This is a genomic window from Sphingomonas aliaeris, from assembly GCF_016743815.1.
Lineage (GTDB): Bacteria > Pseudomonadota > Alphaproteobacteria > Sphingomonadales > Sphingomonadaceae > Sphingomonas > Sphingomonas aliaeris.
The window spans coordinates 1,403,810-1,417,000 of record NZ_CP061035.1 but is presented as its reverse complement, the minus strand read 5'-3'; the positions used below and the strand labels follow the sequence as shown (position 1 = coordinate 1,417,000).

The 13,191-nt window shown below is 64.8% G+C and carries 12 protein-coding genes; 8 read left to right on the top strand and 4 right to left on the bottom strand.

The window, feature by feature from the left end:
- Nucleotides 1–62: 62 nt before the first annotated feature.
- The 7 genes from proB to lptG all read left to right on the top strand — a co-directional run bounded on the left by proB (nt 63) and on the right by lptG (nt 8,092).
- Nucleotides 63–1,169: a glutamate 5-kinase gene (proB, locus tag H5J25_RS06605; protein WP_202095254.1), complete on the top strand. Its 1,107-nt coding sequence runs from the start codon at nt 63–65 to the stop codon at nt 1,167–1,169.
- A gap of 2 nt (nt 1,170–1,171) precedes the next feature.
- On the top strand, nt 1,172–2,074 hold the full coding sequence (locus tag H5J25_RS06600) for an NAD-dependent epimerase/dehydratase family protein (protein WP_202095253.1): 903 nt from the start codon (nt 1,172–1,174) through the stop codon (nt 2,072–2,074).
- Nucleotides 2,075–2,136: 62 nt separating this feature from the next.
- The gene (locus H5J25_RS06595; protein WP_202095252.1) at nt 2,137–2,379 is read left to right on the top strand and encodes an acyl carrier protein; all 243 of its coding nucleotides are present in this window, start codon (nt 2,137–2,139) and stop codon (nt 2,377–2,379) included.
- A 4-nt stretch (nt 2,380–2,383) separates the two neighbouring features.
- Nucleotides 2,384–3,640, top strand: a complete 1,257-nt coding sequence (gene spt, locus H5J25_RS06590) for a serine palmitoyltransferase (protein ID WP_202095251.1) — start codon at nt 2,384–2,386, stop codon at nt 3,638–3,640.
- A gap of 52 nt (nt 3,641–3,692) precedes the next feature.
- Entirely contained in the window at nt 3,693–5,663 is a 1,971-nt protein-coding gene (locus tag H5J25_RS06585) for an ATP-binding protein (protein ID WP_202095250.1), read from the top strand.
- 111 nt (nt 5,664–5,774) lie between these two features.
- Nucleotides 5,775–7,007: an LPS export ABC transporter permease LptF gene (lptF, locus tag H5J25_RS06580; protein ID WP_202095249.1), complete on the top strand. Its 1,233-nt coding sequence runs from the start codon at nt 5,775–5,777 to the stop codon at nt 7,005–7,007.
- Nucleotides 7,004–8,092, top strand: a complete 1,089-nt coding sequence (gene lptG / locus H5J25_RS06575; protein ID WP_225883396.1) for an LPS export ABC transporter permease LptG — start codon at nt 7,004–7,006, stop codon at nt 8,090–8,092. The genes lptF and lptG overlap by 4 nt, the downstream gene beginning before the upstream one ends.
- Nucleotides 8,093–8,327: 235 nt before the next feature.
- On the opposite strand, the gene H5J25_RS20590 is transcribed toward lptG, so the two are convergent.
- Together H5J25_RS20590 and H5J25_RS06565 are read right to left on the bottom strand one after the other, a co-directional pair.
- Nucleotides 8,328–9,182, bottom strand: a complete 855-nt coding sequence (locus H5J25_RS20590) for a PEPxxWA-CTERM sorting domain-containing protein (protein WP_225883395.1) — start codon at nt 9,180–9,182, stop codon at nt 8,328–8,330.
- A gap of 344 nt (nt 9,183–9,526) precedes the next feature.
- The gene (locus H5J25_RS06565) at nt 9,527–10,618 is read right to left on the bottom strand and encodes a fatty acid desaturase family protein (protein WP_202095248.1); all 1,092 of its coding nucleotides are present in this window, start codon (nt 10,616–10,618) and stop codon (nt 9,527–9,529) included.
- Between the two features lie 136 nt (nt 10,619–10,754).
- Here H5J25_RS06565 and H5J25_RS06560 point away from each other — a divergent pair, with 136 nt between their 5' ends.
- The gene (locus tag H5J25_RS06560; RefSeq protein ID WP_404829586.1) at nt 10,755–11,924 is read left to right on the top strand and encodes an N-acetyltransferase; all 1,170 of its coding nucleotides are present in this window, start codon (nt 10,755–10,757) and stop codon (nt 11,922–11,924) included.
- 45 nt (nt 11,925–11,969) lie between these two features.
- Here the strand turns inward: H5J25_RS06560 and H5J25_RS06555 are convergent, their stop codons facing one another.
- Both H5J25_RS06555 and H5J25_RS06550 read right to left on the bottom strand, forming a co-directional pair.
- On the bottom strand, nt 11,970–12,224 hold the full coding sequence (locus H5J25_RS06555; protein ID WP_202095246.1) for a hypothetical protein: 255 nt from the start codon (nt 12,222–12,224) through the stop codon (nt 11,970–11,972).
- Nucleotides 12,225–12,395: 171 nt separating this feature from the next.
- Entirely contained in the window at nt 12,396–13,187 is a 792-nt protein-coding gene (locus tag H5J25_RS06550) for a transporter (protein ID WP_202095245.1), read from the bottom strand.
- Nucleotides 13,188–13,191: the final 4 nt, after the last annotated feature.

The following is a 13,191-nucleotide window of genomic DNA, read 5'->3' as shown; positions in this document are numbered from 1 at the left end:
CCTTGCGGATCCGTGGGGCAGCGAGTGGCACGACTGGCGCCCACGCGCTACCGCATCGTCTGATGTCGCTCTTCCCGCCCGAATCCTGTCCGCGGCTGATCGTGAAGATCGGGTCGGCGCTGCTTGTCGATCCCGACGGCGGCGTGCGGCGCGACTGGTTGGCCGGGATCGCCGCCGACATCGCTGCGCGCGCGCGAGCCGGTCAGCAGGTTGCGGTCGTCTCTTCGGGCGCTATCGCGCTTGGCGCGCGCCGCCTTGGGCTCGCAAAGGGCGGACGGGCGAGCCTCGAGGATGCGCAAGCTGCCGCCGCGGTGGGCCAGATCGCTTTGAGTCAAGTCTGGGCAGAAACGCTCGGCGCCGAAGAACTGACGGCGGCGCAGATACTGGTCACCCTGGACGATCTGGAGGACCGTCGCCGGTATTTGAATGCAGCCGCGACGCTGGACCGGCTGTTGGGGCTGCGTGTGGTGCCCGTGCTGAACGAAAATGACAGCGTCGCGACCGAGGAAATCCGCTTTGGCGACAATGACCGCCTGGCGGCTCGGGTAGCGCAGGCGGCGGGCGCGCAGGGTGTCGTTTTGTTGAGCGACGTGGACGGATTGTACGACCGCAACCCCGCGCTGCCGGATGCACAGCATATCGGCCGGATCCAGCGGATCGACGGCACCATCGAGGCGATGGCGGATCGTGGATCGGCGTCCGGCATGGGATCGGGCGGGATGGTGTCGAAGATCGCGGCGGCGCGCATCGCGAATGCGGCAGGCGCGCATCTTGCGATCGCCAGCGGACGAATCGATCGACCGCTATCGACTGCCGCGCGGCACACGCTGTTCGTCGCGGAAAAATCCGCACCGGCGCGCAAGGCGTGGCTGGCGGGCGGACTGACCGCTCGCGGCACGGTGCATATCGATGCTGGCGCGGTCGCGGCGTTGCGTGCAGGCAACAGCCTGCTGGCGGCAGGCGCCACGCGGATCGAGGGCAGCTTCGCGCGCGGCGACCTGGTTGCGGTGGCGGGTCCGGACGGCGCAGTGCTCGCACGCGGGCTTGCGGAATACGATGCGGCGGATGCGGTTCGCATTACGGGACAGCGGAGCGGCGCGCTGGCAGAGATACTCGGCTATGCGCCGCGGGGTGCGCTGGTGCATCGCAACCATATGGCGATGCTGTGACCATGCTGGCGATCACCGGTGGCACGGGCTTCATCGGCAAGCGGCTGATCGATCTCGCCTTGGCGCGCGGTTACGGCGTGCGAGCGTTGACCCGCCGCCCCCAACCGGACGCGAATGGCATTGCTTGGGTCGAGGGTAGCCTCGACGATACCGAAAGCCTCGCGCGGCTGGTGGAAGGCGCGGACGCCGTCGTGCATGTCGCAGGGGTGGTCAACGCCCCCAGCCTGCCCGATTTCCTGCGCGGCAATGCGGGTGGAACGGCCAATATGGTTGCGGCGGCGGAGCAGGCCGGGGTGCGCCGGTTCGTGCACGTATCCTCGCTGTCAGCGCGCAAGCCTTTGCTTTCCCATTACGGACAATCGAAGCAACTTGCCGAGGCTGAGGTCCGGGCATCGAAACTGGATTGGACGATCGTCCGGCCTCCGGCGATCTATGGTCCCGGCGACATGGAGATGCGCGACGTGTTCCGCATGGCGCGGCTGGGGCTTGCCCTGCTTCCGCCGCCGGGCCGAATGTCGATCGTCCATGTCGACGATCTCGCACGGCTGCTGATCGCCTTGGTCGATCACGATCCGGGCCGCATCATCCTGGATCCCGACGACGGCGTCCCCGGCGGCTGGTCGCACGAGGACTTCGCCCGCGCGGTGGGCGCGGCGGTCGGACGCAAGGTGATGCCGTTCGCGCTGCCGACCAAGGCACTGTCGATCGCCGCGCGGATCGACAGGATGGTGCGGGGTGCGAAAGCGAAACTGACGCCTGATCGGGTGGGCTATATGGTGCATCCGGACTGGACGATCGACCCTGCGCACCGGCCCGACAAGGCTTTGTGGACGCCGGAAATTCCGACGCGCGCCGGGCTCGCCGCGACCGCCGACTGGTACCGGGCGAACGGCCTGCTCGGCTGACCCCGCCCCCTTCCCGCCGCAATCCCTTGGCAAGGCCGGGGGCAAGCCGATAAGGACTTTGCATGACCGACCGCACCGCCATCTTCGACACCGTCGCCGCCCAGATCGAACCCTTCGACAAGAAGGGCGTCGAGATTACCGATGCTACCACGTTCCAGGGCAATCTGGAATGGGACAGCCTGACCGTGATGGATTTCGTCGCTGCGATCGAAGACGAGTTCGACATTATCATAACGATGAACATGCAGGCGGAGATCGAAACGGTCGGCCAGTTGGTCGATGCGGTCGCCAAGCTGAAGGGTTGAGCGGATGACCGACGCCGGACTTGTGACCGAGAAGCTGCCCGTCGACCCCGTGGCCGTGCCCCCAGAAACCGACCTGATGTCGAAGTTCGATGCGTTGATCGCCGAGCGCAAGGCGCTGATCGATACCGGCGTGACGGACCCGTTCGCGATCGTGATGGAACGGGTCAAGTCGCCGACCGAAGCGGTAATCGCGGGCCGCGACACGATCCTGCTGGGCACGTACAATTACATGGGCATGACGTTCGACGAGGACGTCATCAAGGCGGGGAAGGATGCGCTCGACCAGTTCGGATCGGGCACCAACGGCAGCCGGATGCTGAACGGCACGTTCCGAGACCATATGGACGTCGAGGAGGCTTTGCGCGACTTTTACGGCGTGTCCGGCGCCATTGTGTTCTCGACCGGATACATGGCCAATCTCGGCATGATATCTACATTGGTCGGCAAGGGCGAATACGTCATTCTCGACGCCGACAGCCACGCGTCGATCTATGATGGATGCCAGCAGGGCAATGCCGAGATCGTGCGGTTCCGGCACAACAGCGTCGAGGATCTCGACAAGAGGCTTGGCCGGTTGCCGAAGGAACCGGGCAAGCTGGTCGTGCTGGAGGGCGTCTATTCGATGCTCGGCGATATCGCGCCGCTGAGGGAGATGGTCGCCGTCGCGAAGAAGCACAATGCGATGGTGCTGAGCGACGAAGCGCACTCGATGGGCTTTTACGGCCCGAACGGACGCGGCGTGTATGAGGATCAGGGCTGCGACGTCGATTTCATCGTCGGCACCTTCTCCAAGTCGGTCGGGACGGTCGGCGGCTTCTGCGTGTCGAATCATCCGAAGTTCGAGGCGATCCGGCTTGCGTGCCGTCCGTACATCTTCACCGCATCGCTGCCGCCATCGGTCGTCGCGACGGCGGCGATGTCGATCTGCAAGCTGATGACCGCGACGAAGAAGCGCGAGCAACTGTGGGATAACGCCCGCAAACTGCACGGCGGACTGAAGTCGCTCGGGTTCCGCCTGGGGACGGAAAAGCCGGACAGCGCGATCATCGCGATCATCCTGGAGGACCAGGAACAGGCGGTCACGATGTGGCAGGCGCTGCTGGACGGCGGGCTGTACGTCAACATGGCGCGCCCGCCCGCGACGCCCGCCGGCACGTACCTGTTGCGCTGCTCGCTATGTGCGGAACATACGCCCGCCCAGATCGACACGGTGCTCGGCATGTTCGAGTCCGCGGGCAAGGCCGTAGGCGTCATCGGCTAGACCGTTTGCGCGTCTTTCCACGAGTCGCGGGAGCGTGTATACGGCCTGAACGATGAGGGGGATCGAGGGCGACATCTCTGCTCCTGGGGAGCGCAAGACCGCATGGCGGACCAGGATGCTGGTCGTGATGGCAGTGTCGGGTGCCGCCGTGCTGTTTGCCCTGACGCTTACGCTCGGCGAGGCCAATCGTCAGCGCGACCGGGCGCTGCGGCTACAGTCGCACAGCTACGAAGTGATGATCCTCGCGCGGACGCTGTCGAGCACGATCGCGCAATCCGAAGCATCGCTCGGCCGCTACGTGATCAGCACGGACAAGCAATTGGGGCGGTTGTATTCGGAGGAGTGGAAGAAGGCAGGGAATCTGATAGGGAAGCTGGACCGGGTTACTCGGGATAATGGCGTCCAAAATCAGTCGGTTGCGCAGCTTCTTGAAGCTTATGACGCGCGCGGGTCGGAATTGTCGGATACGGCACTCAGCACCAATTACGGCAAGAACGACATGGCGCTGAAGCGCTTCTACCGCGCGGGGACGGCGGTGTCGCTCGTCAGAATCAACGAGCTGCTCGACAGGATCATCGCACAGGAACGCAGCCTGCTGGACCAGCGGACCAGCAGCGCGATGCAATCGGCCGAGCGATCGAACCGGTCCGCGGCGGTGCTGGCGGTGTTCGGCATGCTGATCGTGTTCGGCGCGATCGTGCTCGGATGGCTGACGGTCAACGCCTTGGGCGAGCGGGCCGCGGCGCGCGCCGAAGCGGACCAGGAACGCGAGCGGTCGCACGAACTGCAATCCGCGGTCGAGCGCGCGACGAACGAATTGCGCAAACAGGAAAGCAAACTGCGCCAGGTCCAGAAGATGGAGGCCGTGGGCCAGTTGACCGGCGGCATAGCGCACGATTTCAACAACATGCTGGCCGTGGTTCTGGGCGGACTGGAACTCGCCAAACGCAGCCTGGACAAGGATCCCGAGGCGGCGCCGCGTCACATCGACAATGCGATGGAGGGCGCGAACCGCGCCGCCGCGCTGACGCGCCAGTTGCTGGCGTTCAGCCGCGAGGAAACGCTGAAACTGGAGCCGATCGCGGCGGGCGAACTGATCACGGGCATGTCCGACCTGCTGGATCGCACGCTGGGCGATGCGATCACCGTGGAAGCACGCGATCGTGGCCGCGAATGGCTGACCTGCGCCGACCGGCATCAGCTGGAGAACGTGATCCTGAACCTAGCCGTCAATGCACGCGATGCGATGAAGGGTCGTGGGCGGCTGACGATCGTGACGGCGGGCACCCATCTGGCGGAACATGCGGTCGGACGCTGCCCGGCGGGGCAATATGTCACGATCGCAGTGACGGACACGGGCCACGGCATGACCCCCGAAGTGATGGAGCGCGTGTTCGAACCGTTCTTCACGACCAAGCCGATCGGTCAGGGCACGGGCCTTGGCCTGAGCCAGATCTTCGCCTTCGTCCGGCAGGCGCAGGGCGAGATCGGGCTGCAATCGCGGCCCGGCAAGGGAACGACGGTGACGTTGTACCTGCCCCGCCACATCGCGCAGCCGCAGGAGATTGCGGACAGCCCCGCCCCCCTGCCCGACGTCCGCCCGGCCACCGCGCTCGACATCCTGGTGGTCGAGGACGATCCGCGCGTGCTGACCGCGACGATGGGCGCGCTGGAGGATCTGGGGCATCGCCCGATCGCGTGCAACGACCCGCGCGAGGCCCCGGCGATGCTGGCGACGGCGGGCCCGGTGGACCTGATCGTGTCGGACGTGCTGATGCCGGGCCAGACCGGACCCGAACTGATCGCCGAGGTGACGCAGGATTACCCGCAGGTCGCGGTGCTGTTCGTCACCGGATATGCGGGCGAAGCGGGTGGCGAGGCGGAATTCGGCGGACACCATGTGTTGCGCAAACCGTTCACGATCGCCGGGCTGGAACGTGCGGTCGGCATGGCGATGGCGGCCGAACGGCCTGCGCCGGAATCGCTCCGGCCCCTGCCGATCGATAGCGTCGCGGCCGAATAGGCCATTTAGCGGCTGACGTGGCCGTATCGCACCGATATAGCGGCCTTCCCGCCCCCTCCCGTCCCCCTCCCGCATCATCCTGCGCCCCAGCCGAAAGCCTCGCACAGCCCCATGAAGTCGATCGATCGCTACATGGTCCGGCTGATCCTGGTGCCGCTGCTGTCGACGCTGGTCATTTCGGCGATGCTGCTGGTGCTGGACCGCATGTTGCGGCTGTTCGACTTCGTCGCGACGGAGGGCGGACCGGTGACGGTGGTGTGGAAGATGCTCGCCAATCTGCTGCCGGAATATCTGGGCCTCGGCATTCCGATCGGGCTGCTGCTGGGGGTACTGCTGGCGTTCCGCAAGCTGGCGACGAGTTCCGAACTGGACGTGATGCGCGGCGTGGGGATCAGCTATTGGCGGCTGCTGCGCGTGCCGTACATGTTCGCGATCGTGCTGGCGCTGGCCAATCTGGCGATCGTCGGGTTCATCCAGCCAAAGGCGCGCTACGCCTATGAAGGGCTGCGGTTCGAGCTGCGCACGGGCGCGCTGGGTGCGTCGATAAAGGTCGGCGAATTCACGCATTTCGGCGAGAAGATGACGATCCGCATCGAACGGAGCCGCGAGGAAGGCCGCAAGCTGTCGGGCATCTTCGTTCAGGCGGTGGGCAAGGACGGCACGTCGTTCGCCGTGACGGCGGAAAGCGGCAAGTTCCTTGCGACGGACAATCCGGACGAGATCGTGTTCCAGCTGACCAACGGCGTACTGATCAGCCAGGCGCCGAACATCCCGACCCCGCGCGTGCTGACGTTCACGACGCATAACCTGCCGATCCCGCTGCCGAAATACGGCAATTTCCGGCAGCGCGGCGAAGGCAACATGGAACTGACGCTGCCCGAACTGGTGCGGATCGGCAGCAATCCCGCGACCAGCGAGGAAGTGCGCGACACCAGCCGATCCGCCTTCCACTTCCGCGTGGTGGAGATTGCGACGATGTTCCTGCTGCCGATGCTGGCGCTGGCGCTGGGCATACCGCCGAAGCGATCGACCTCCGCGCTGGGCGTTTTCCTGGCGATCGTGATGGTCGTCACCTATCACAAGATCAACCAATATGCCGAAGCGATCGGGGGCCTGGGCAAGATCGACCCGCTGATCGCATTGTGGGCGCCGTTCGCGGTGTTTGCGGGGCTGGTCGGCTGGATGTATTATACGATCGCATATGTTCCCGACGGCCAGCCGATCGGCGCGCTGGAACGCGTGTTCGGCAAGATCGGCAAGTGGATCGTCCGTCGACTGCCCGGCCGTCGCCGCGATCCGATCGCGGACGAACAGGCGGCTTCCACCGGGGCAAGCGCGGTATGAACTTCTTCCCGTCCCGCGTCGTCGCGATCTACATGGCGCGCCTGTTCGTCGTCCGCACCTTTGCAGTGATGGCGGGGCTGGTGCTGGTGTTGCAGGCGCTGGACCTGCTGGGCCAGTCGGGCAACATCCTGGCCTATCCCGGCAACGGCGACGCGCAGGTGTGGCATTATATGAGCCTGCGCGCGCCGCAGATCATATCGTTCGTGCTGCCGTTCTCCGTGCTGCTCGGCACGATCCTGACGCTGACGCAGATGAACCAGAATAGCGAGATCATCGCGCTGAAGGCGTCGGGCCTGTCGGCGCATCAGGTGCTGGCGCCACTGATGCTGGCGAGCTTCGTTGTCGCGATCATCTCCTTCACGTTCAACGACCGGATCGTCGCGCGCGCGACATCGGCGCTGAACCAGTGGCAGCAGGTCAATTACGGGCCGATGCCGATCGATCGCGGGGATCGGTCCAACGTGTGGGTGCGCGACGGCGACGATCTGATCCAGGTGGACCAGATCAAGGGCCGGGGCGATGCGGCACAGCTTGGCGGGGTGACGCTGTACGATCGCGAGAACGGCAATCTGGTCGGGATCATCGAGGCGAAGCGCGGGCGCTATGCCGCGCCGGGCTGGCAGATCTTCGGTGCGACGCGGTTCGACGTGAAGAGCGGGAAGCGGTCGGCGATCGGCAATCCGGTGGTCGCGAAGAGCGTGCGGCCCGACCAGTTCACGCTGGCGAAGGTCGAGGCGGAATCGCTGTCGTTCGGGGCGTTGCGCAGTGCGATCGGCGATCTTGCCGATGCGGGGCGCCCGACGAAATCGCTGGAGGGGGCGGCGTGGCACAAATTGTCGGGGCCGCTGTCGTCGATCCTGATGCCGCTGCTGGGGGCGGTCGCCGCGTTCGGGCTGGCGCGATCTGGCAAGCTGTTCCTGCGCGCGGCGATCGGGATGGGGCTGGGCTTTACGTATTTCGTCGCCGACAACTTCGCCTTGGCGATGGGCAATCTGGGGGCGTATCCGCCGTTTCTGGCAGCCTGGGCGCCGTTTTTGCTGTTCTTTTTGATTGGTGAAGCGGTTTTGGTTCGGACTGAGGAATAGCGCGCGGGGCGGGGTGATGTGGCCGCTTGCGGCCGGTTGACGGCATCCGTCGCCGAGTTCGTGATTTCCGAGAGCGGTCGGCCGGGGCGTTGCAAAAGGTGTCCCTTTCACACCCGTATCCTGAATGCCCTGATCCGGTGGAAGCCGACGCGAACTGGCGTGCGGTAAACGCAAAAAGAGCCGCCAGCCGGATGGTGGCTGACGGCTCTTCCGATCTCGAAATGCCTGATTTCGCTTAAGCGAAGCTGACCTTCGTGCTGATGCGACGACGACGCAACACGCAGCCGGTCAGGCCAAAGCCGACGATCATCATCGCCCATGTGGCAGGTTCTGGCACGGCCGCCGCCGATGCCAACGAGTCCACGCTGATCGAGTAAACCGCGAGATCGTTGATCGTCATGACGTAGGATTCAAAAGGCAGACGGTGCGTTGGATTCCAGAGCAGTCCATGTGGATAGCCCGAATAAGACAATGAATCCGAAAAGGTATCCATATAGGACTCAGCGTAGCCAGGCCGCTCTGATAACACCAAATCGCTTCCGGCGTAAACGTTCGATACGCGCTGGTCCTCAGAGTAAAATGGGTAAAACTCTGGCCTTAAGATACGATCGGTCGTGAAATTGAAAATGAAGGAATCATAGCTGTCCTCGCCAGCATTGCCACCGGCAGCGGTTACGCCGTTGAGTGGGTTATACCATCCCACGACGGCGCTAACTTGCATGCTAGCCGACGTGACATGCATAATGGTGAAGGTTGGCCCCTTGCCCGAGACGATCGCGTTTAGTTCGGAGGGATAGGGCCAAAAGCGTTTCTCTCCTGTTTCCGCGTAGTGCTTGTTGCCCCAAAGGCCCAAGTCAAAAATGCTGGTGAGCGTCAGAGACCCTTTTCCAAGCCATCCGGTGAGTTGGTTGGTGTAAATGCCCGGCTGACTGGCCTCCGCAGCGGCGAATCGATCGAAGGGGCTGTCGGTAATGACCTTGGTGGCCTGCGCACCGGTAGCGGCGGTCAACAGGCAGACGCCCAAAGCCAACTTCGCAGCAACCCGATTGATCTTTTTCATAAACCCCAGCCCTAATTCCAGCGGCCGCATAGCCCCCGCTTTCGCGTGACGCGCAGTAGCAGCACTTACTCGCAAGCGCTGTAGGTCAATGACCTACAAGACCGGGTCTCTCCTGGGCATTGTGTCCCCGATCGGGTCACTGCGCCGTTGCCCGGACGACGGTGACGCGCTGCCGGAAGGCTGTTCCCGACACACGGATCGACCACCCGGCGTCAGTTCCGTCGCACAGGGGTTCGCTTTTGCACGATCACCGACCAGCCGAAAAATCAGTGACTTGACTGTTGCAAAAGGCTGTCGCGGAATGCCCGCTTCGCTATGGGACGTCCCCAGAGGCCGCCAGTCCGCTTGCGCCGAAAACGGACCCTACCCCTGACTCAGCGGGCGACCATCGTGCTGCGGGCGATCTTGGCGACCAGCCCCGGCAGGCCGGGATAGCTCGCCTTGTGATAGGGCGATTCCTGCTCCAGCGCGGCGGAGATGCGGCGGTGGGCCTCTCCGAGGGCATGATAGGGCAGGCCCGGCAGCAGATGGTGCAGCGCATGATAGCGCAGGCCGACCGGCGCCCACAGCATCGGCAGCAATGCCGGCGGGGGCACGTTGACGGTGTCGAGATATTGCGCGGTGACGGTCATCGCCTCGCCCTCATTCTCCCACAGATGCGCGACGAGCGTGCGGACCTGATTGATGACCATGACGGCGGACGCGATGCCGAGGCCGATCAGGAAGGTGCGGAGCGGAACCGTGCCGGTCGCGACCATCACGACGATCGCGATCGCCCATACGCTGGCCAGCACTTCCTGCCACAGCCATTGCGTGCGCGCGGCTCCTTCGGGTGCACGGCGGCGGAAGCCGGGGTTGATCGACAGCGACGAATAGCGCTCGATCACCAGACGGCGCACGGCGGGGATGATCGACAGCGGCGTCAGCACGGCGAAGCGGAACACCAAGGCGACCGGACCGAGCGCCGAGATCACGATGAACAGCGGCAGCGTCCACGGCTTCATCAGCGCGAGCGGGAGATATTCGGGATCCTCCGCGGTGCCGTAGCGCGTGCGGGCGTGGTGGAGATTGTGCACCCCTTCGTACATGAAGCTGGGCACGAGCAAGGGGATGCCGGCGATCAGGTTCCACGCGACGTGGAAGCCGGGCACCGCCGATGGCTTGAAGTGCGTCAGTTCGTGGATGAACGATCCGGCGCGGTAGAGTGCCAGGACGGACACGATCGCGGCGAGGATCGCCCACGCGCCGGGTGCGATCACGGCCGCGGCGAAGGCGGCGTACCCGACGACGGCCGAGGCGATCAGGTCTGTCCAGTAGATCGCCGGGCGATGCGCGAGGATATCGCGGGTCAGATCGGCGGCGGCGCGGAGCATCGCGCGATCGTCGGCGATCCGTTCCCGGGTGGCGCGCGCCTCTATGGCTGGAGCCGGGCGCGAGCGGCGATCGAGGGCGACAGAGCTTTCCATAAGGCGTTCCATTAGCCCTAGATAGTGGCGGCACCGTGGCAGCAACAGGGGTGCGGTGGCGCTGCGACCCGGCACGCTTGACAGCGGGGCGCGCACGCGGGACTGACACGGCCAGTTTTCGCATCCCGTCCTTCGCATGAGGCGCGCCTTGACCGACCCACTGCTCACCATCCGTCCGATCAGCAGCAAGGCCGATCGGAAGGCGTTCATCGATCTCGCATTCCGGCTGAATGCGGACGATCCGAACTGGGTGCCGCCGCTGAAGGGCGAGGCGCTGGGGCTGATCACGCCGGAGAAGAACGGGTGGTTCAGCCATGCCGAGGCGCAACTGTATTTGGCCGAACGCGGCGGGAAGGTCGTGGGGCGGATTTCGGCGCATATCGATACGCTGGCGCTGACGCTGCCGCCGGAACAGGGGTTCGGGCCGGGGGTCGGCTGTTGGGGACTGCTGGAGGCGGAGGATCGCGCGCTGGCGCACACGCTGATCGCGACGGCGGAGGAGTGGTTGCGCGGCAAGGGGATGGTGCGTGCGCTGGGGCCGATCAGCATGTCCGTCTGGGAGGAGCCCGGGCTGCTGGTGGAGGGGTTCGATCATCCGCCGACCGTGATGATGGGGCATCACAAGCCGCATTATCAGGAATGGATCGAATCTGCCGGCTATCACGTCGTGAAGACGCTGTTCACGTACGAGCTGGATATCACGAAGGAGTTTCCACCGATCTGCGGGCGGATCATCGCGAGCGGAGAGAAGAATCCGCGGATCCGTATCCGGAAGGTCGACAAGTCGAAGTTCGACGAGGAGGCGCGAATCATCCTGTCGATCCTGAACGATGCATGGTCGGACAATTGGGGCTATGTCCCGCTGACCGAACCGGAAATCGCGGACGTCGGGGTGAAGCTGAAGCCGATCGTCTATGAGGATCTGATCCGCATCGCGGAGGTGGATGGCGAACCGGTCGCGTTCATGATCACGCTGCCCGACCTGAACGAGGCGATCGCGCCGCTGAACGGCAGCCTGTTCCCGTTCGGCTGGGCGAAGATCCTGTGGTGGTTGCGCAAGCCGAAGGTGCGGACGATGCGCGTGCCGCTGATGGGCGTCGTCAAGCGGCTGCAATCGTCGCGGTTGGCGAGCCAGCTGGCGCTGATGATGATCGAATATATCCGCCGCGCATCGGTGAAGGATTATGGCGCGTCGCGGGGCGAGATCGGCTGGATCCTCGAAGATAATCAGGGGATGCGGTCGATCGCCGATATCATCGAATGCACGGTGAACAAGAAGTACGAGATTTACGAACGGACGCTCTGACGGAGCGATGCCCGCGGCGGGCGAAACCACCGCGGGCCGATCGGATCATTTGGCGAGCGGATCGAAGCCCTGTGCAAGCCAGTCTGCGCGGGTCTGGCAATGCTTCACCGGGATGCGCGAACCGGTGAACGTCTCGATCACGCAGTAGCGGACCGGCTTGGCGGCACGGGCGGCGGGGGCCGGGGCGGCTTCGGTCTGCTCCGTGGCGGGTTCCGGCGCGGTCTTGGCGGGTTCTGCAAAGGCGGCGGGGGCGACGCTCATCAGGGCGGCGGTCAGGGCGAAAGCGGCGGTCTTGATCATGGTGTCCTCCATCGATCGATCCGGCTTCATGCCGGTCGTAACCGTGTTAGTGCATTAGTCATGCCAAACACCTGAACCGTGCTAGATCAATGGCTTAGCCGATTTTGACCGCCGGAAAGGGCGTGTGGCGTGCGAAGATCGAGGACTGGACGCCAACGTTCGGGAAATTTTTCAGAAGTGCTTCGACACGCCGAGATAAAGTTCGAGATCGGGCGAATTGTGGTTCAGTCCGGCATTCGCGCCCGCATCGAATTGCAGCGTCTTGCCGACCATCGAGGCGAGCGACAGCCCGGCGAGTGCCTGCGTCGTCCCACCGGTCGGATCGTCGTCACGCGAAACCTGAAGTTCGGCGGTGGCGGTCAGCGTCTTGCTGAGCGCCCAGGCGAGGCCGGCGGTCTCGCTATAGGCCAAGTGGCGGCCGTGCCCGTCCTGATCGACGGCAGCATCGACCTCCGACGTGGCCTCCAGATTGAGCGCGTCGTTCAGATCGTAGGTGACGGGCACGAGCATGCCCGCGCCCCAATCCCCTGCCCCGACCGGCTGGCGGCCGACCGGAAGCGTCGCGAACGGCTGTAGCGCGACGGACAGGCCATTGCCGTCCGGATTGCGCAGATTGAGCTTGGCCCCCAACAGCGCATCGCCGACGCGGTTGGCGCGATCCACATCGCCGCTGGCCTTGTCCCGCGACCGCATATGGCCGAACGGCGTGAACCCCGCCTGCAATTCCACCGCGTTACCGACGCCGATCCGCACCAGGGTGTCGCCGATCAGGACGGTATCGCTGCGCTGATCGGAATTGTCGTCGCGGGTCCAGTCGCCGAGCGCAGTTTCGACCGAGACATGGCCCGGCGCAATCGTGCAGGCGGGCGTGCCCAGCCCGGATCGATTGGGGCAGTAATCCCGATCCTGCGCCAGCGCGGGCGTGGCCGAGGCGATGAGAAGTCCGGCCAGCATCCAACGCATGTTC

Bases quoted from the DNA above. Each gene is read 5' to 3' on its own strand.
- H5J25_RS06555 (WP_202095246.1), bottom strand. From the start codon at position 12,224: ATGATCAAGACCGCCGCTTTCGCCCTGACCGCCGCCCTGATGAGCGTC.
- H5J25_RS06600 (WP_202095253.1), top strand. From the start codon at position 1,172: ATGCTGGCGATCACCGGTGGCACGGGCTTCATCGGCAAGCGGCTGATC.
- spt (WP_202095251.1), top strand. From the start codon at position 2,384: ATGACCGACGCCGGACTTGTGACCGAGAAGCTGCCCGTCGACCCCGTG.
- lptG (WP_225883396.1), top strand. From the start codon at position 7,004: ATGAACTTCTTCCCGTCCCGCGTCGTCGCGATCTACATGGCGCGCCTG.
- proB (WP_202095254.1), top strand. From the start codon at position 63: ATGTCGCTCTTCCCGCCCGAATCCTGTCCGCGGCTGATCGTGAAGATC.
- H5J25_RS06560 (WP_404829586.1), top strand. From the start codon at position 10,755: ATGAGGCGCGCCTTGACCGACCCACTGCTCACCATCCGTCCGATCAGC.
- H5J25_RS20590 (WP_225883395.1), bottom strand. From the start codon at position 9,182: ATGCGGCCGCTGGAATTAGGGCTGGGGTTTATGAAAAAGATCAATCGG.
- H5J25_RS06565 (WP_202095248.1), bottom strand. From the start codon at position 10,618: ATGGAAAGCTCTGTCGCCCTCGATCGCCGCTCGCGCCCGGCTCCAGCC.
- H5J25_RS06550 (WP_202095245.1), bottom strand. From the start codon at position 13,187: ATGCGTTGGATGCTGGCCGGACTTCTCATCGCCTCGGCCACGCCCGCG.
- H5J25_RS06585 (WP_202095250.1), top strand. From the start codon at position 3,693: ATGAGGGGGATCGAGGGCGACATCTCTGCTCCTGGGGAGCGCAAGACC.
- H5J25_RS06595 (WP_202095252.1), top strand. From the start codon at position 2,137: ATGACCGACCGCACCGCCATCTTCGACACCGTCGCCGCCCAGATCGAA.
- lptF (WP_202095249.1), top strand. From the start codon at position 5,775: ATGAAGTCGATCGATCGCTACATGGTCCGGCTGATCCTGGTGCCGCTG.